Genomic DNA, 18,054 nt, shown 5'->3' on the forward strand with positions numbered 1-18,054 from the left:
AGCAGTAGGATGCATCGGCTGCGGTGCCGCCGCTGGTAGAGCAATATTGACTGTGGATGGGTCGGTTTGCCGGGCCCATTTCGCTCGCGCCCCTTGGGCGGGTGCTCCATATTCTGATGCCTACGGCTAGGTGACAGCGACTGCGCTGTTATCTGTCCGACGGCCCCGCTCATCATCCTATCGCAACGCGTTCGGCATTCATGGCTTATCGTTTCATCCACACCGCCGATCTCCATCTCGACTCTCCCCTGCGGTCGCTGGCGCTTCGCAACGCCGATCTGGCCGATCTCGTGAGTGATGCCAGCCGGCAGGCGCTGGTGGCGATCGTCGACCTGTGCCTTGAGGAACGGGTCGATGCGCTCGTCATCGCCGGCGATCTCTATGACGGCGAGCAGACGTCGATGAAGACGGCGCGCTTCCTGGCAAGCCAGCTGGAACGGCTGCACCGAGCGGGGATTTACGTCTTCAAGATCCGCGGCAATCACGATGCGATGTCGAAGATCGCCAGGGAACTGGTGATGCCCGATACGGTGAAGATCTTCGGCGGCCATGCCGAGATCGTGGAGGCCACGAAGGGTAGCCTGTCGGTTGCGATCCACGGCATGAGCTTCGCCAAGCCGCACGCGCCGGACCCCCTTCTGCCGAAATTCAAGCCGCCGGTGGCGGGTGCGGTCAACATTGGCATCATGCACACCAGCCTCGCCGGATCGGCGGGCCATGACGTCTATGCGCCCTGCAACGTGCTCGACCTTCACGCCTCGGGGTTCGACTACTGGGCGCTCGGTCATCTCCACCAGCGCAGCCATCATCCCGGCGCGGCGACGATCATCATGCCGGGCATGCCGCAGGGCCGCGACATTAACGAGTCGGGCGTCAAGACCGTATCGCTGGTGACCGTGGCGGACGACCGGACTGTGACGGTCGAGGAGCGGCGCACGAGCGTCGCGCAGTTCGAGCGCGTCGATGTCGACCTCACCGGTGTCGATGATTGGCGTGACGCGGCGATGGCGGTCGAAGTGGCACTGACGGCACAGCGCGACCGCACGGCCTCGCCGCATCTCGTCGCCCGCCTCAAGCTTTCCGGCCGCACGCAGCTTTCCTGGCAGCTTCGCCGCGATGTCGACCTCATGCAGGCGGAGGCCGAGCAGCGCGGCGATCTGATCGGCCGGACCTGGATCGAGAAGCTGGAGCTCGCCTTCGAGGCGCCCCTGACACTTGCAGACGCCTCCGCTGCCGATCCCGTCGTCGGGCTGGCTGCGCTGATGCGGGACGAGGTGATTGGCCGCAGCGGATTTCGCGACGATATCAGAGAGGTGGTTCGAGATCTGCTCGCCGACCTGCCGGCCGAGAGCCGAGCATTCGCCGGGCATGATGAAGCGGGCTTCGAACGCTTCATCGACAACCTCCTCGCCAACGGCGCCGAGGACATCGCCGCCCGGATGAAGGCCGCGGACCGGGTAGAAAGCTGATGCGACTGCGACGCCTCGACCTCACCCGCTACGGTAAGTTCACAGACCACTCGATTGATTTCGGCGCGGCTCGTCAGGGTTCGCCGGACCTACACATCGTCTACGGTCTGAACGAAGCAGGCAAGTCGACCACCTTTGCCGCCTATCTCGATCTCCTCTACGGCATAGGGGAGCGCAGTACCTACAATTTCCTGCATCCCTACAACACGATGAAGGTCGGCGCGCGGCTGGAATTCGATGGCACGGAATACGAGTTGGCGCGGCTCAAGCTCCGGACCAGCAGCCTCGTCGACGATCGGGGGCAGGCTGTGAACGAGGCGCTTGTCGCCGGCGTGCTCGGCGGCATCGGTCGCGAGGCCTATCGCACCATGTTCTCACTCGACGACCAGTCGCTCAAGGAAGGCGGAAACGCCATCATACAAAGCAAGGGCGAGCTCGGCGAGTTGCTGTTCTCGGCAAGCTCGGGCCTTGCCGGCCTCAGCCGTTCGCTGGTGACGGCCGCCGACGAAGCCAATGTGATCTACAAAAAACGGTCGTCGAGCACGAAGCTCGCCGAACTCAAACGCTCGCTCGAAGCGCTGAAGGCCGAGCGCAATGCCATCGACACGCTTGCCTCCACCTACTCGGCCCTGAAATCGACCCACGAGCACGCCGAGGCCGCCTACACCGCGACCACGCGGGAACTGGCCGAGGCCAAGATCCGGCATCAGGAGCTGACGCGCCTTCTCGGTGCCCTGCCCGCGGCGTTGGAGCTCCGGCGGCTGGACGCGGATACAGCCGGTATGGGCGATCTGCCGCGGCCTCCATCCGAATGGTTCGCGCTGCTGCCGCAGCTATCCCGCGATGAGACGCGGCTGCAGGCGCTTCTCGAAACCGCTGACCGCACGCAACGCCAGCTCGCGGACGAGATCGAGGCGATCGCGATCGACGAAAAGGCGCTGACGGTCGCCGCGTATATGGACATGCTGGATCAGGGCCGTGCGCGCCACCTCGCGGCTGAAAGCGACCTGCCGAAGCGCCGACTGGCGCTGGCGGAACAGGAAGCTGTGCTGGTTCGGCTTCTGTCCGATCTCGAACAGCCGGGCCATGCGACGCCCGAGGCGCTGCTGCTGCCCACCTCGCTGATCGGCACTATCCGCGATCTCATCGAACGACGCTCCGGCGTCGAGGCGAAGCTGGCCGCCGCGGGCCGCGAACTGGTGCGGGCACGGGAGAATCTCGAAAGGCTGGTTAGGGAAGAAGGCTCGCATAACGGAGTTGGGGTCCTCGATCCCGCGCGGCTTGCTCGTATCGAGGCGGCGTGGAGCCGGCTGACCGGGTCCGATCTCGCAATACGGCTCACCATGGAAGAGCGGACACTTGTCCAGGCGCAGCGAATACAGGTGAACCAGTTTGCACAGCTTGCACCCTGGACCGGCGACGCCGTGGCCCTGCAACGCACGAGCGCCGCGGAGCCTCGACAGATCGAGACCTGGCGTTGTCAGGCAACTGCTGTCGACAAGCGGATTGGGGATCACGAGGCGCGGCTTCGTGATCTCGGCACTGAACAGGCCCTGACCAACGCCCGGATCGCGGCCTTCATCGCCGGTGGTTCGATAGACGATGCCGAGGCCGTGAGGCTGCGCGATGAACGTGATGTCGCCTGGCAGGTCCATCTCACCAGTCTGAATGCCGCCACCGCCCGGGCGTTCGAGGAGCGGATGCGGCAGGACGACATGGTATCCGCCGGCCGGCTGTCGCGGGCGCAGGAGCTGGCGGAACTGCGCCAGCTCCGCCAGACGGAAGCGGCAACGGCAGCAGCGATCGAACGGCAAAGGGAACTGCTCGCCGAGGCGCGCGCCGAACATGATGCGCTTGCCGAACGCATCCGGAGTCTGCTTCCCGGCACCACCCAATATGACGCCGAAGCATCAGCGCGCCTTGTGGCACTCGAGACCTGGAGCACCAAGCGGGCCGCGGCGCTGGCCGCCTGGGGCGATCTGCAGCGGGCCGAAGAGACGGTGGACGCGCTTCGCGGCGAACTCGACGGGCATGCCGCGACGCTTGCAGCCAGTCTTGCGGATGCCGGTCTTGGTGACGCAGACCATCTGCCGGTCGCCGAGCTGATGCAGACTGCAAATGATATGCTTGCCGCCGGCAAGGCCGAGCGGGCGGCGCGGCAGGCGCATGAGAAAGCCATCGGGGATCTCAACCACGATCTCAGGGAACGGGAGCGCGACCGGCAGGAGGCGGAAACCACTATAGCGGCCTGGGACCGGGAATGGGCGGAGGCGCTGTCGCGAAGCTGGTTTGCCGACAAGGCCGGCTCGATGACGGCCGTCCGCGCCATGCTGAATGCGCTCGGCACGCTGCCCGCCATCCTCAAGGAACGGGATGACCTCGCAAGCCGCGTTGCCGCGATGGAATGCGACCAGGAGCAATTCCGCGACGATATTGCCGGTCTTCTCGCAGACTGCGGCATCAGCGAGTTGGCAGCGGATACTCTCGCCTCCGCCAATGCGCTTGTCGAACGCCACGAGGCAGCGCGGCATGCGGCGCAACTTCGGGGAGACCGCCAGGCGGATCTCGAAAAACACCTGGAGAAACAACGGGCGCTGGAGGAAGAACTGGCCGTTCACAATGCCCGCAGGAACGAATTGACCAGTTATTTCGGCACGGACTCGCTTGCCTCAGTCGACGCATTCCTGAACCAGGCCCGGGATCGGGACCGGCTGGAGGCGCGGGCCGCCACCTTGCGCGGCCAGATCACCGACGCATTGCGCGCGACGAGTTTTTCCGAAGCCGAACGGCGCCTTGCCGATGTCGACGCCGACGCCGTCGAGCGCGATGCAATTGAGCTCGGCGCGCGGGTCGAGGATCTCACCGAGCGGGCGAAGCTCCTTTATTCCGACGTGTCGCTGGCGCGGCAGAAGCTCGAGGGCGTCGGCGGGGACGACGCGGTGGCGCGGATCGAGGCCAAGCGCCGAACCATCTTCCTCGACATCGAGGAGCTGGCCGTGCGGCATCTAACGCTCCGTGCCGGCACCCTTGCGGCGGAGCAGGCGTTGCATATCTATCGCGAAAAACATCGTAGCTCGATGATGAACCGCGCATCGGAAGCCTTCCGCCTGATTACCGGCGGCAATTATTCCGGCCTGACGACCCAATCCGACCGGGACAGGGAAATACTGATCGGAGTATCACGTGATGGCGGCTCGAAACTTGCAGACGCGATGTCGACGGGCACGCAGTTCCAGCTCTATCTCGCGCTTCGGCTAGCAGGCTATGAGGAATTCGCAGCGCTTCGCCGGCCCGTGCCCTTCGTCGCCGACGACATTATGGAGAGCTTCGACAATCCTCGCTCGGAAGAGGTTTTCCGCCTGCTCGGCGACATGGCAAAGGTAGGACAGGTCATCTACCTCACGCATCACTGGCATCTCTGCGAGATCGCACGGGACGTCGTTCCGGACGTGACCATCCACCAACTGCCCTGACTGGCCGCCTAACCCGTTCACCAAAACAAGCAAAACGAGAGCCGTATCTCATGACCACGCACCGCTTCATTCCGACGAGCTTTCACAATGTCATCGGCTCTCTTCCGCCGGCCCTCCGCATTGCCGACGGCGACACCGTGGTCACCGAGACGCTTGATGCCATCGGGTACGACAAGGACGGCGTCAAGCAGACATCCGGGCCCAATCCGATGAACGGGCCAATCTTCGTGGAGGGCGCCGAACCCGGAGATGCCTTGAAGGTCGAGATCATCGGGATGATCCCGACCAGGAACACGGGTTTTACCCGCAGCGTCGTCGCCGCCAACGTAGTCGATCCCGAAACGGTTCGTGACCTGCCGCCGCGCGATATCGCCGTCTGGGTCATCGACCGTGAGAGCTTGACTGCCCGGCTTTCGGAGCCGGTTGCCGGACTTGAAAATCTCGTTCTGCCTCTCTCCCCGATGATCGGCTGTTTCGGCGTGGCGCCCAGCCTCGGCCAGGCGATATCGACCGCGACCAGCGGCGAATATGGCGGCAACATGGATTATCGGCTTTTCGGTCCTGGGACGACGATCCGCTTTCCGGTTGCGGCCCCCGGCGCCTTGTTCTTTCTGGGAGATTGCCATGCCGTGCAGGGGGATGGGGAGATCGTCGGAACCGGCGTCGAGACGACGTTCGAGGTCACGGTGCGGCTGACGGTGGAAAAGAAGGCCGGACTGATCTGGCCGCGCGGGGAAACCGCAGAAGACATCTTTACCATCGGCAACGCCCGGCCCCTTGATCAGGCGCTCCAGCATGCCACCAGCGAAATGTTGACCTGGCTGGCGTCGGATTACGGCCTGGACAGGACGGCGGCCAGCCATCTGCTCGGCCAGGTCGTGCGTTACGACGTCGGAAACGTCTTTGATCCCGCCTATACGATGGCTTGCCGCGTCGCCAAGAAATGGCTGGTTCGTCGATAGTTCTCAATCATGCCGTGAGAGGAAATCGGAAACGGTCGCCAGGCAAAGCTGCTTTTCCTCGACATGCGGCATATGGCTGGAATTTTCGAAGAGCACCCATTCGCAGCCGGGGACACGTTCGAGGTAGGGCCGTACGACCAGCGGTGTCGCCTCGTCGTATTTTCCCGAGATCAGCAGCGTCGGGGCTTCGATCCGGTCGAGCCTGTTCTCGATCGTCCAGTCCTTCATCGTGCCGATGACGTGAAATTCGGTCGGACCGTTCATGTTGCGATAGACGGTGTTGTCCTCGTCCATGATGGCGAAGGTCCGCGCCACTTCGGGCGGCCACGGCACGACGCGGCAGACATGGCGGTCGTAAAAGACGCGCGAGGCGGCGATATAGTCCGGGTCGGTCAGGCTTCCCGCCAGCTCGTGCTTCAGCAGCGTGTCCTGCACCTCTTTCGGCAGCTCCTGCCTGAGCCGGTTCGCCTCCGAAACCCAGGTATGCATGTTGGCCGGCGAGTTGGCGATGACAAGCGCCTTCAGGCCCTGTGGCCGGCGCACCGCATGTTCGGCCCCGAGCATGCCGCCCCAGGATTGGCCGAGGTAGGCATAACGATCCTGGATGCCGAGATGGGCAAGCAACGCGTCCAGCTCCTCGAGAAACAGGCCGACCGTCCAGAAATCCGGGCCTTTTTCCGGAAGCCGGGTGGAATTTCCGTTGCCGAGCTGGTCGTAGTGAATGACGGGGCGGCCGTCGAGGGCGGCGATATCCTTGAAGGAATCGACATAGTCATGGGTGCAGCCGGGCCCGCCATGGGCGACGACGAGCGGCAGTTTGTCACCTTCCAGCGAACCGGTGATGCGATACCAGGTGCGATAGTCGCGAAAGGGCAAATAGGCTTCATTCGTCACGATTTCGGCCACCGGCGTCTCCATCATTTGGCATCTCGAAAACCATAACGCGGCGGCAGCGGTGACGGCAGCTATCACAAGTTATAGGGTGGCCAGTTCTGGGCCGGCCGGTCTTCGAGCAGGCGGTAATGGGTGGCGCGCACCACGGCCTGAGTGCGGTTGCGGGCGCCGAGTTTCTTTGCCGCGGCGTTCAGATGCATGACGACGGTCGGCACCGAACGGCCGATGATGCGGGAAATCTCCTTGGCGGAATAACCTTCCGCCGAATGGCGCAGGCACTCGCGTTCGCGCTCGGTCAGGCGAACCGTGCCGACGCTGCGTGCCCGCGCATCGAAAAGCGAATAGGCGGTCTCGTGGAAGACATGGGCGAGCAGGTTGAAGTCGGCGATATAACGCAACGCATGCCGTTCGAAATCGTCGTTCCGGCCGAAGCGGATGCCGGTGACCGTCGCATAGTCGCCGCGCGGCATATGAACCGGGACGGTGACGCCTGTCGACATGTCGCGTTCGCTCAAATAGCGCGTCACCGGCGCCGTGTCGTCATTCATGAAACGGTTGATCAGCGTGTCGGCGTCGGTGTCATAGTTCCAGAAGAACGGCGCGGAGGTGCGCAGCGCCACCTGCTGGACCGGATCGATGCGGAAATAACCGCGATCGAACCAGTAATCGTGCATGTCGTCGGAAATGTTCCTGAGCTTCAGCAGCGATGGGATCATGATCGCGCCGTCGAGATCGTAGGGCACCGGCGTATAGTCGTAGATCAGCGCCTCGAAGCCGATCTGCTTCATCGCCTCGAAGGCATGGTCGATGCGGCCGTCCAACGTTTCATGCGCTGTAAACTGCCGTCTGATCGTTCCGATATCGTCAAGCATGGGCGGCTCCCGGGTTCGGCACGACGCCCACCCTATCACTTCTTATAGCTGGCACAGAATGCGATTTAAGGTAAAAATTTAGCCATGCCCAAATATTGAGCAAGCGAAATTTTCTGCCGGAGCAATCAATGTGGCGTGAAATACAGCCGGACGCGCGATTCGAGATCGATGTCGATGGCTATCGCGTCGTTGCCTACAGTTTCGGGACCGGCGGCGAGACGGTTTTCTGCCTGAACGGCGGACCAGGCCTGCCCTGCGATTACCTGCGCGAGGCGCATTCCTGCCTCGTCGACAAGGGTTATCGCGTCGTCGCTTTCGACCAGCTCGGTACCGGAGCCTCCGACCGGCCGGACGATCTCTCGCTCTGGACGATCGGCCGTTATGTCGAGGAGACGGAGACGGTGCGCAAGGCGCTGGGGCTCGGCAAGGTCCACATGCTCGGTCACTCGTGGGGCGGATGGCTGGCGATCGAATATGCGCTGACCTATCCTGAGAAGCTGAAGACGCTGATCCTCGAGGATACCGTCGCCGACATGCCGCATCTGATCTCGGAACTGGAGCGGCTGCGCGCCGCGCTCGGTGCCGAAACCGTCTCGATGATGCAGAAGCACGAGGCGCAGGGCACCTACGAACACCCGGAATATCTCGCTGCCGTCACCATCCTCAACTACCGCCATGTCTGCCGCCTGCCGGAATGGCCGGCGCCGGTGCGCCGCTCGCTCGACGATTGGAACATGGCGCCCTATGCGACGATGCAGGGGCCGAACGAGTTTCTCTATATCGGCAATCTCAAGGACTGGAACCGCATCCCCGACCTGCCGCGGCTGACGCTGCCGGTGCTGATCACCACGGGAGAGCATGACGAGCTGACACCGGCCTGCGCGCTCAGGATGAAGCTGGCGCTGCCGAATGCCCAGCTCAAGGTGTTTGCCAATGCCAGCCACATGCCGTTCTATGAGAACCCGCAGGATTATTATCCGGCACTTCTCGATTTTCTCGCCCGGCACGAGGCAGACTGATGCAAGAGCAAGCGGACCGAAGCCGACGAAGACAGAGGGGCGATCGCCGTCATGCATCGCTATAAATTCGTTCTGACGCGACCGCTGCAGTTCCTGCCGGTCATTTTCGGGATCAGCGTCATCACCTTCATTCTGGTCCGGTTGATCCCCGGCGATCCGGCGCGCAACATCCTCGGCACGCGCGCCACGCCGGCAGCGATTGCCAGCATCCGTGCCCAATACGGTCTCGATCAGCCGATGTGGCTGCAATATGTCTATTTCCTCAAGAACCTCGCCAACGGCGAGATGGGCAAGTCGATCCTCTACAAGATCGACGTGCTGAAGCTGATCGTCACCCGCATCGAGCCGACGCTTGCGCTCGTCGTCTCCAGCGTCGTGCTGTCGGTGCTGATCGCGGTGCCGATGTCGGCGATCGCCGCACGCAATGCCGGCCGGGCGCCCGATCATGCGGTGCGCATCGTCTCGACCTTTGGCATCGGTTTCCCGCCTTTCTGGCTGGGGTTGATGTTGATCATTCTCTTCAGCGTCGAACTCGGTGTTCTCCCGGTTTCCGGCTACGGCGCCACGCTCGGCGATAAGTTTTCGCATCTGGTGCTGCCGAGCCTGACGGTGGCGCTGTCGCTCTCGACCGTGCTGACCCGCAGCCTGCGGGCGGCGATGATCGAGCAGCTGAAATCGGATGTCGCGACGGCGGCGCGCGCGCGCGGCATGCCTGAGGGCATCGTTTTCTGGCGGCATGTGTTGCCGAATTCGCTGGTGCCGACGATCAATCTGCTTGCCGTCAATATTGGCTGGCTGATCGGCGGTACGGTGGTGGTCGAGAGCGTCTTTGCGCTGCCCGGCATGGGCCAGCTCCTCGTCAGGGCGATCTTTTCACGCGACTATATGGTGGTCCAGGGCGTCGCCATGGTCTTTGCCTGCGCCACCGTGCTCATCAATTTCATCGCCGACATCGTCACCGTCACCGTCGACCCGAGGGTGACGCTATGAGTATCGAGGCGATTGCTCCTGCATCTCCCGGATGGCGCCGGTTCTTTGACCGGCGGTGGATGCTTGCCGTCGGTGCCGGCCTGCTGCTGTTCTTCGTCCTGCTGGCGATCGCCGCGCCTGTTATCGCGCCCTACGATCCGATCATGCAGGACGCCGAGGTGCGCCTGCAGGCGCCTTCCCTGCTGCATCCGTTCGGCACCGACAATTTCGGCCGCGATATGCTCTCGCGCGTCATCTGGGGCGCGCGCCTCGACCTGCAGATGGCCCTGATCGGCGTCATCTTCCCCTTCCTGATCGGAACGACGGTCGGCACCATTGCCGGTTTCTTCGGCGGTATCGTCGACGCGCTGTTCATGCGCCTCGTCGACATCATTCTCGCCTTCCCCTTCCTCGTGCTAATGCTGTCGATCATCGCAATCCTCGGCCCCGGCCTCGGCAGCTTCTACATCGCCATGGCGCTGGTCGGCTGGGTGTCCTACGCGCGGTTGATCCGGGCGCAGATGCTGGTGCTGAAAAGCAGCGACTACGCCATTGCCGCCGTCAGCCTCGGCTTCAGCCGCTCCCGCATCATGTTCCGCCACCTGCTGCCGAACGCGATCGCCGGTTCGATCGTCTTTTCGATGTCGGATGCGACGCTGGTGCTGCTCAGCGGTGCGGCCGTCAGCTATCTCGGCCTCGGCGTCCAGCCGCCGATCGCCGAATGGGGCGTCATGGTTGCGGAAGGACAGAGCTTCATCACCACTGCCTGGTGGATCACGCTGTTTCCCGGCCTCTCCATCGTCTGCCTCGCTTTCGGCTTCAGCATGCTGGGCGACGCGCTCGGCGAATTACTGGGGGTGCATGAATGAGCGGCTCCGTGCTGTCCGTCCGTGATCTCACAGTCAGCGCCGATACCGGTTCCGGCCGGCGCACGCTGCTCGATGCGGTTTCGCTCGATCTCGGCAAGGGGGAGATCCTCGGTCTCGTCGGCGAGAGCGGCTCGGGCAAGAGCCTGTTCTGCCGCTCCCTGGTGCGGCTGCTGCCCTCTTCGCGATTGACGATCGACCGCGGCTCGGCGCTGCTCGAAGGGCGCGACCTCATGCAGGTCGACGATGGCGAGATGCTGAAGGTGCGTGGTGGCGAGATCGGCATGATCTTCCAGAACCCGACCAGCCATCTCGACCCGGTGATGCGGATCGGCAACCAGATCGCCGAGGGCATCCGCTATCATCAGGGCCTCGGCGCCCGCGAGGCCCGCACCGCCGCGACGGAAATCCTCGCACAGGTCGGTTTTCCCGATCCCGTGCGCCAGTATGACAGCTATCCACACGAATTTTCCGGCGGCATGCGGCAGCGGGCGATGATCGGCGTGGCGCTCTCCTGCAACCCGAAGATCCTGATCGCCGACGAGCCGACAACGGCGCTCGACGTGACCATCCAGGCACAGATTCTTCGGCTGTTGATCGACATTCGCGACCGGCGCGGGCTGTCGATCATTCTGATCACCCATGATCTCGGCATCGTCGCCCAGACCTGCGACCGCATCGCCGTTCTGCGTGGCGGCAAGCTCATCGAAGAGGGGCCGAAGCGGACGATCCTGGCGCGGCCGCAGCATCCCTATACGATCGACCTGATCAACAGCCACCCTTCCCTGCCCGCCGAGACGCCCGCGCTGCTGCTGGACATTGCCGCGGCCAGCCGGCCGGCGAGACCATTGCTCGAAATCGACGATCTCCACGTGCGCTTCAAGGCCGGTGGCAGCCTGTTCAAGGGCGGCGCCACGACGGTCAGCGCCGTTTCCGGCGTCAGCCTCCAGATCATGCCGGGTGAGACGGTCGGCATCGTCGGCGAATCCGGCAGCGGCAAGAGCACGCTTGCCCGCGCCATGCTCGGCCTCACCCGGCTTTCCTCCGGTCACGTCAGCTTCGACGGCGTCGATCTGGCCCAGCAGAAAAGCGCCGGTCTCGCAAAGCTCAGGCGCGAGGCGGCGATGGTGTTCCAGGATCCTTACAACGCGCTCAATCCGCGGCTGACGATCGGGCAGATGCTGGCCGAGGTGCTGAAGGTGCAGGGCAAGGTGGCGAAGGCCGATATCCCGGCGCGGATCGACACGCTGCTTGATCTCGTCGGCCTCGAACGCGAATTCGCCGGCCGCAAACCGCGCAGCATGAGCGGTGGCCAGTGCCAGCGCGCCGGCATCGCCCGGGCTCTCGCCGTCGACCCGAAGTTGATCATCGCCGACGAATGCGTTGCCGCCCTCGACGTCACCATTCAGGCGCAGATCATCGAACTCTTCCGCGACCTCACGGCGAAGATGAACCTGACGCTGATCTTCATCGCCCACGATCTGGCGATCGTCCGCAATCTCTGCGAACGCGTCGTTGTGATGTATCGCGGCGAGATCGTCGAGCAAGGCCGTTCCGAAGAGGTCTTCGCCCGGCCCAAGCACGCCTATACGGCGGCGCTGATCGCCGCCATTCCCGATATCGATCCTGACAAGCCGTTGCTGCAAGGCGCCGGCGGCAGGGATGATCGGCCATCGATACCGATCCAACCCATCAGACGCATGCCATAACAACGAAGGGAACCAATTCATGACAAACAGGTGGAAATCAATCGGGCTCGCAGCCTTCCTCGCCGGCCTGACGCTCAGCGCAAGCTATGCCGAGGCCGCCGGCGTTCTCACCATCGGCCGCCGCGAGGATTCAACGACATTCGATCCGATCAAGACCGCCCAGAATATCGACAACTGGGTGTTTTCAAACGTCTACGACGTGCTGATCCGCGTCGACAAGACAGGTACGAAGCTGGAACCGGGCCTTGCCGAAAGCTGGACCGCCTCGGATGACGGGCTGACCTACACCTTCAAGATCCGCGATGCGAAATTCTCCGACGGTTCGCCGCTGACGGCGGAAGACGCCGCCTACAGCCTGCTGCGCATCCGCGATGATGCTGCCTCGCTCTGGAGCGATTCCTACAAGGTGATCGACACGGCGGTTGCGACCGATGCGCATACGCTGACGATCAAGCTCAAGAATCCGTCGGCGCCGTTCCTGTCGACGCTGGCGCTGCCGAATGCTTCCGTCATCTCCAAGAAGGGCATGGAATCGCTCGGCGCCGACGCCTATGGCGAGAAGCCGATCGCATCGGGCGCCTTCACTGTCGAGGAATGGCGGCGCGGCGACCGGGTCATTCTGAAGAAGAACCCCAATTTCTGGCAGGCTGACCGCGTCAAGCTCGACGGCGTCGAATGGATCTCGGTGCCGGACGACAATACCCGCATGCTGAACGTCCAGGCGGGCGAACTGGATACGGCGATCTTCGTGCCTTTCTCTCGCGTCGGGGAGCTGAAGAAGGACCCGAACCTCAACGTCGATATCGATGCTTCGACTCGCGAGGATCATCTGCTGATCAATCATGCGCATGGGGCGCTCGGCAAGAAGGAAGTCCGCCAGGCGCTGGATCTGGCGATCGACAAGAAGGCGATCGTCGATACTGTCACCTTCGGCCAGGGCACGGTCGCCAATTCATATATCCCGAAGGGCGCGCTCTACTATTACGCCGACAATCTGCAGCGGCCTTACGATCCGGCGAAGGCAAAGGAGCTGCTGGCGGCCGCCGGTGCCTCCGACCTGACGCTGAATTACTTGGTCCGTGCCGGCGACGAAGTCGATGAACAGACGGCCGTGCTGGTTCAGCAGCAGTTGCAGAAGGCCGGCATTACGGCCAATCTGCAGAAGGTCGATCCGAGCCAGGAATGGGACATGACCGTTGCCGGCGATTACGACATCTCGGTCAACTACTGGACCAACGATATTCTCGATCCGGACCAGAAAACCACCTTCGTGCTCGGTCACGATTCCAACAACAACTATTCGACCAACTACAAGAATGAGGCGGTCAAGGAACTGGTCGCCAAAGCGCGCCTCGAGCTCGACCCGAAGAAACGCGAAGAAATGTATGTCGATCTGCAGAAGATGGCCAAGGACGACGTCAACTGGATCGACCTCTATTACAGCCCCTATATCAACGTCTCGCGCAAGAATATCGAGAACTTCTACCAGAACCCGCTCGGCCGGTTCTTCCTGGAAGACACCGTCAAGAACTGAGTTCGGGCAGCTCGTCAGGCTCCGTCGCCGTAAAGGCGGCGGAGCCTCTTCGTTGCTGCAACAAGAAGCTGATGCGGCTTGCTTACTCGGCAGCCGCCAGCTTGTCCTGCGTTCTGGTTTCGAAGTCGCTGGCGTCGTGCCGTTCATGCAACTGGCTCGACGGCTCGCCGGAGAGGCGGTTGACCATTCGGCCGCGCTGCACGGCTGGCCGGCGGTGGATGGTGTCGGCCCAGCGGAGCACGTTCTTATAGTCCTCGACCTGCAGGAATTCGGCCGCGCCGTAGCTCCAGCCCTTCACCAGGCCGCCATACCAGGGCCAGACCGCGATATCGGCGATCGTGTATTGGCTGCCTGCCAGATATTCGCTTTCGGCGAGGCGGCGATCGAGTACGTCGAGCTGACGCTTCACCTCCATGGCGAAGCGGTCGATCGCATATTCGATCTTCGTCGGCGCATAGGCGTAGAAATGGCCGAAGCCGCCGCCGAGATAGGGTGCGCTTCCCATCTGCCAGAACAGCCATGAAAGGCATTCGGCGCGCTCGGCTGCCTCGGTCGGCAGGAAGGCGCCGAACTTTTCGGCGAGATAGGTGAGGATGGCGCCGGACTCAAAGACGCGGATCGGCTTCGGACCGCTGCGGTCCATCAGCGCCGGGATCTTCGAGTTGGGATTAACCTCGACGAAGCCGCTTCCGAATTGGTCGCCATCGCCGATCCTGATCAGCCAGGCGTCGTACTCCGCACCGCTGTGGCCAAGCGCCAGCAATTCCTCGAGCATGATGGTGACCTTCTGGCCGTTCGGTGTGCCGAGCGAATAAAGCTGCAGCGGGTGACGGCCGATCGGAAGTTCCTTGTCATGCGTCGGGCCTGCTATCGGACGGTTGATGCTGGCGAACTCGCCGCCATTTGCCTTGTTCCAGGTCCAAACCTTCGGGGGTACATACTCGGAAGAACCGCTCATCTTTCAAACTCCTGGCATTGGTCGGATAGATCGCGACGCCAGTTTGGCCGCCGCATTTTTCCTGACATAGCAGAGGGGATGCGGTTTGTCAGAGGTGTCGGATCGGCTTCACACAATCGTCAGAGCGCTGGCTTGGTATTAGGTTTTTGCTGTTAAGCTGGGATTTTTGTTATGTACCAAAAATTGGTATACTGGGCTTAAAGGAGATTCAGATGGCTAGAAATACATCCATATCGCTCGGCGACCATTTCACCAGCTTCATAGATACGCAGGTTCAAGCTGGCCGCTATGGTTCAGCCAGCGACGTTGTCCGGGCGGCCCTTCGCTTACTCGAAGAACACGAAGCCAAAGTGAAGGCATTACAGGACGCCTTGATTGAAGGCGAGAAATCCGGCCCTGCCATGCCCTTTGATTTCGATGCGTTCAATGCTCGCAAACGTGCGGCGTTCGAGGCGAAATGATCGGCATCATATTTTCTCCTGCCGCACAAGCCGACATTGACAAGATTTGGGACTACACGGCGTCGAATTGGAGTGTCGATCAGGCAGAGCGTTACATTCAGGACATAAGAGACGCCTGTCACGAACTGGCGGAGGGAAGACGGATGAGCCGCCCCTCAGATATTCGGCAAGGGTACAGAAAAGTCTCCGTTGGCACTCATTTTTTGTATTTCAAAAGCAATGATGCGGGGCAGATCATAATCGTGCGTATCCTTCATCAAAGAATGGACGTAGCCCAACAGCTGTAAGGCTGTTGCGGGGATTGCCTGACTTATTGCCGTCAGCGATCGATGTCGGGACGCGCGAGGATCTCGTCCAACTGCCCGACGAGTGCGCGGCTGCCATCGACGTCGTCGGCCAGCCCGGAGAAGACATCCGCCATGCCGCGGAATATCACCGCCGCCGGATCATCCTCTCCGAGGAAGTCGGCGATCTCCTGCATTTCGGCGACCCAGCGATAGGCTTTCGGATACATGTCGGGAATGGATTTCGACAGCTTGCGGTCGACGTCGGGAAGGCTTTCGGCGAGTTCGGCCTTCAGGCTTTCAGCAGCACCGGAGCGGGATGCCGCGAGCAGCATCGCGGCGCCGAGGCCGGTAAATCCCTTGTTGATGCCGGCATAACACATCTTCAGCGCCGACGCCGCGCCGAGCGGCCCATCGAGCCTGCGGATTTTCAGGCCGTAATTCTCAAGCAGTGCGCTTCGCTCCGCGCTATCGCCGCTGATATAGAGGGTCGGACCTGATTTGCCCGGAACCGGCGGCCCGCCGATGATGGCACCATCCAACACTTCCACAGCACTGCCTTCGAACCGTGCCGCCAATGCCTGCATGGTTTTCGGCGCAATGGCGTTGAGATCGATGAACGGCGGCGGCGCATGCATCCCCGACGATATCTCCGCGACGAGTTCGGCAACCCCGATCGCTTCCGCCGGCGGAACGATCGACAGGATAAGCGCTGCCTTCGCCAGATCCGGGCGGCCGACCGGCACCATGCCGGCTGCCTTAGCCCGCGCGATCGTCTCCTTGCTGCGGCCTTCGAGATAGGTCAGCACCGTGGCGCCATGCACGATCAGCCGTTTGGCGACAGCGCTCCCCATCGCGCCCGCTCCGATGATTGCAATATCCGGCATGTGAACCTCGATAGTTGAAGACATGCCGTTAAAGCTATTGCCGATGGCCATGCCGTCAACTGCGGCGATCCGCCTGGGGTCTCATCCTGGCGCGGGTGGCCGCTGCCCGCATGCGCCGACGTTGCGATGTCGCAGCTTTTCTGCTTGATATCGGTCAAAGCAGGGCCATGCGACGCCGGTATCATCGGTACGACCTTTCGCATTCGGGGATATTGAATTCAATGTATCAGACGATCATCTGCGGCATCGGCATGGGTTCCCGCCAAACGGCAATCCGTCTTCTGCGCCGGGCTGCAGCGCTGGTGAACGACGGCGGAAACATCGTCGTCCTGCACGGCATCGAGAATATCCCGCGCCATCATTTGACGGAGCTCCCCGAGGTGTTCGAAACGACCGCCATCGTTGACGCCGAAAAGAAACTGGCAGCGCTCTGCAAGGAGCTCGGGATTCCCGCGAGGATCGAGGTCCGCATCGGCGTTGCCGCCTCCGTGCTCGTCTCGGTCGCCAGGGAGACCTCGGCCGATCTCATCCTGCTGTCATCGCATGTGAGCGATATCACCGACTACGTCTTCTCCTCGATCGTCGAGAAGGTCGTGCGTCATGCCGGATGCTCTGTACTCATCGACCGGCGACTCGATCACGCCGATAAAGGCGTAGCATTTCCAGCGGAAGATACGACGCTGCTCTAACCTTCCGCCATCGCCCCTCCCCGGCGGCTGCCTGAGAACCTATATCTTTCCCAAGCCAACCGGCAGTACTGACTGCCTTGACCGGAGATTTGCATGAGCCAGGATCCCTATGAGCTTCTGGGCGTGAAGCGGGATGCGTCGCCAAAGGATATTCAAAGCGCCTTCCGTAAACTTGCCAAGAAACTTCACCCCGACCTTAACCCCGGCGACAAGAAAGCCGAGGAACGGTTCAAGGAAATTTCGACCGCCTACGAGATCTTGGGCGATGAGGAAAAGCGCGGCCGCTTCGACCGCGGCGAGATCGACATGACGGGGACCGAGCGGGCGCAGCGCAGCTACTACCGTGACTATGCCTCGGCGAGCGGTGCCGATAGTCCCTATCACAACAGTTCCGGCTTTGCCGATTTCGGCGATGCCGACAATTCCTTTGCCAGTTTCTTTTCGCGCCGCGCCGGCGGCGGCAGGATGCGCAGCCAGGGCCAGGACCGGCGTTTCTCCATGGAGGTCGATTTTCTCGACGCCGTCAACGGCACCAGGACGGAGATCAAGCTGCCGGACGGGCCGCAGCTCGATGTGCAGATCCCGCCCGGAACCCGCGACGGCCAGACCTTGCGGCTGCGCGGCAAGGGGGAACCGGGCATTGGAGGCGGACCGCCGGGCGATGCCTTGATCGAAATCCGAGTGACGCCCCACCGCTTCTTTACCCGTGACGGCGACGACATCCGCCTGGAGCTGCCGATCTCGCTGGGCGAGGCGGTGCTCGGAGGCAAGGTTCGCGTGCCGACACCGTCGGGACCCGTCAACCTGACACTGCCTCCGCACTCCAATACGGGCAAGGTCCTGCGTCTCAAAGGGAAGGGGGTTGTCAAGCGCGGCGGCGGGCACGGCGACATCTATATCTCGCTGAAGATCGTGCTACCCGACAACCCCGACGAACGGCTGACGTCCCTGGTGAAGGAATGGGCGACGGCAAATCCATACGATCCGAGGAAGAACATGGAGACCTGA

Annotated in this window: 16 protein-coding genes; 12 read left to right on the plus strand and 4 right to left on the minus strand. The window is 62.4% G+C overall.

Going from position 1 to position 18,054, the window contains the following annotated elements:
* Positions 1 to 200 precede the first annotated feature (200 nt).
* The 3 genes from RLEG4DRAFT_RS07040 to RLEG4DRAFT_RS07050 are packed head-to-tail and all read left to right on the plus strand — an operon-like array spanning position 201 to position 5,904.
* Positions 201 to 1,469, plus strand: coding sequence for a metallophosphoesterase family protein (locus tag RLEG4DRAFT_RS07040; protein ID WP_003576418.1), 1,269 nt, complete (start codon positions 201 to 203; stop codon positions 1,467 to 1,469).
* Positions 1,469 to 4,942 (plus strand): ATP-binding protein, encoded by a 3,474-nt coding sequence (locus tag RLEG4DRAFT_RS07045; RefSeq protein WP_003576420.1) that lies wholly within the window; start codon positions 1,469 to 1,471, stop codon positions 4,940 to 4,942. The genes RLEG4DRAFT_RS07040 and RLEG4DRAFT_RS07045 overlap by 1 nt, the downstream gene beginning before the upstream one ends.
* A 50-nt stretch (positions 4,943 to 4,992) precedes the next feature.
* Positions 4,993 to 5,904: an acetamidase/formamidase family protein gene (locus RLEG4DRAFT_RS07050; RefSeq protein WP_003576421.1), complete on the plus strand. Its 912-nt coding sequence runs from the start codon at positions 4,993 to 4,995 to the stop codon at positions 5,902 to 5,904.
* 3 nt (positions 5,905 to 5,907) lie between these two features.
* Here the strand turns inward: RLEG4DRAFT_RS07050 and RLEG4DRAFT_RS07055 are convergent, their stop codons facing one another.
* Together RLEG4DRAFT_RS07055 and RLEG4DRAFT_RS07060 are read right to left on the minus strand one after the other, a co-directional pair.
* A complete protein-coding gene (locus tag RLEG4DRAFT_RS07055) occupies positions 5,908 to 6,810 on the minus strand; it encodes a proline iminopeptidase-family hydrolase (RefSeq protein WP_037093463.1) in 903 nt (300 codons plus the stop codon).
* A 62-nt stretch (positions 6,811 to 6,872) separates the two neighbouring features.
* Positions 6,873 to 7,670: a helix-turn-helix transcriptional regulator gene (locus tag RLEG4DRAFT_RS07060; protein WP_003576424.1), complete on the minus strand. Its 798-nt coding sequence runs from the start codon at positions 7,668 to 7,670 to the stop codon at positions 6,873 to 6,875.
* Positions 7,671 to 7,798: 128 nt separating this feature from the next.
* Between RLEG4DRAFT_RS07060 and RLEG4DRAFT_RS07065 the strand changes: the two genes are divergently transcribed.
* From RLEG4DRAFT_RS07065 to RLEG4DRAFT_RS07085, 5 genes are read left to right on the plus strand one after another with little or no spacing between them, the layout of a single operon-like run.
* Positions 7,799 to 8,689 carry a proline iminopeptidase-family hydrolase gene (locus tag RLEG4DRAFT_RS07065; RefSeq protein WP_003576425.1) on the plus strand — a complete coding sequence of 297 codons (891 nt, stop codon included), beginning with the start codon at positions 7,799 to 7,801 and terminating at the stop codon, positions 8,687 to 8,689.
* Between the two features lie 51 nt (positions 8,690 to 8,740).
* The gene (locus tag RLEG4DRAFT_RS07070) at positions 8,741 to 9,679 is read left to right on the plus strand and encodes an ABC transporter permease (protein WP_003576427.1); all 939 of its coding nucleotides are present in this window, start codon (positions 8,741 to 8,743) and stop codon (positions 9,677 to 9,679) included.
* Entirely contained in the window at positions 9,676 to 10,527 is an 852-nt protein-coding gene (locus tag RLEG4DRAFT_RS07075; protein WP_003576429.1) for an ABC transporter permease, read from the plus strand. Before RLEG4DRAFT_RS07070 ends, RLEG4DRAFT_RS07075 begins: the two co-directional genes overlap by 4 nt.
* Entirely contained in the window at positions 10,524 to 12,233 is a 1,710-nt protein-coding gene (locus tag RLEG4DRAFT_RS07080) for a dipeptide ABC transporter ATP-binding protein (RefSeq protein ID WP_003576431.1), read from the plus strand. The genes RLEG4DRAFT_RS07075 and RLEG4DRAFT_RS07080 overlap by 4 nt, the downstream gene beginning before the upstream one ends.
* 19 nt (positions 12,234 to 12,252) lie before the next feature.
* Positions 12,253 to 13,767: an ABC transporter substrate-binding protein gene (locus RLEG4DRAFT_RS07085; protein ID WP_003576433.1), complete on the plus strand. Its 1,515-nt coding sequence runs from the start codon at positions 12,253 to 12,255 to the stop codon at positions 13,765 to 13,767.
* Between the two features lie 82 nt (positions 13,768 to 13,849).
* Here the strand turns inward: RLEG4DRAFT_RS07085 and yghU are convergent, their stop codons facing one another.
* Positions 13,850 to 14,725: a glutathione-dependent disulfide-bond oxidoreductase gene (yghU, locus tag RLEG4DRAFT_RS07090; protein WP_003576434.1), complete on the minus strand. Its 876-nt coding sequence runs from the start codon at positions 14,723 to 14,725 to the stop codon at positions 13,850 to 13,852.
* A gap of 212 nt (positions 14,726 to 14,937) precedes the next feature.
* Between yghU and RLEG4DRAFT_RS07095 the strand changes: the two genes are divergently transcribed.
* Positions 14,938 to 15,186: a type II toxin-antitoxin system ParD family antitoxin gene (locus tag RLEG4DRAFT_RS07095; RefSeq protein WP_003576436.1), complete on the plus strand. Its 249-nt coding sequence runs from the start codon at positions 14,938 to 14,940 to the stop codon at positions 15,184 to 15,186.
* Positions 15,183 to 15,473: a type II toxin-antitoxin system RelE/ParE family toxin gene (locus tag RLEG4DRAFT_RS07100; RefSeq protein WP_003576437.1), complete on the plus strand. Its 291-nt coding sequence runs from the start codon at positions 15,183 to 15,185 to the stop codon at positions 15,471 to 15,473. The genes RLEG4DRAFT_RS07095 and RLEG4DRAFT_RS07100 overlap by 4 nt, the downstream gene beginning before the upstream one ends.
* A gap of 32 nt (positions 15,474 to 15,505) precedes the next feature.
* Here RLEG4DRAFT_RS07100 and RLEG4DRAFT_RS07105 read toward each other — a convergent pair whose 3' ends face one another.
* Positions 15,506 to 16,408 carry an NAD(P)-dependent oxidoreductase gene (locus RLEG4DRAFT_RS07105; RefSeq protein WP_037093324.1) on the minus strand — a complete coding sequence of 301 codons (903 nt, stop codon included), beginning with the start codon at positions 16,406 to 16,408 and terminating at the stop codon, positions 15,506 to 15,508.
* Positions 16,409 to 16,578: 170 nt separating this feature from the next.
* Between RLEG4DRAFT_RS07105 and RLEG4DRAFT_RS07110 the strand changes: the two genes are divergently transcribed.
* Positions 16,579 to 17,046, plus strand: coding sequence for a universal stress protein (locus tag RLEG4DRAFT_RS07110; protein ID WP_003576439.1), 468 nt, complete (start codon positions 16,579 to 16,581; stop codon positions 17,044 to 17,046).
* Positions 17,047 to 17,139: 93 nt separating this feature from the next.
* On the plus strand, positions 17,140 to 18,054 hold the full coding sequence (locus RLEG4DRAFT_RS07115; RefSeq protein ID WP_003576440.1) for a DnaJ C-terminal domain-containing protein: 915 nt from the start codon (positions 17,140 to 17,142) through the stop codon (positions 18,052 to 18,054).

This window comes from Rhizobium leguminosarum bv. trifolii WSM2297 (genome assembly GCF_000271845.1).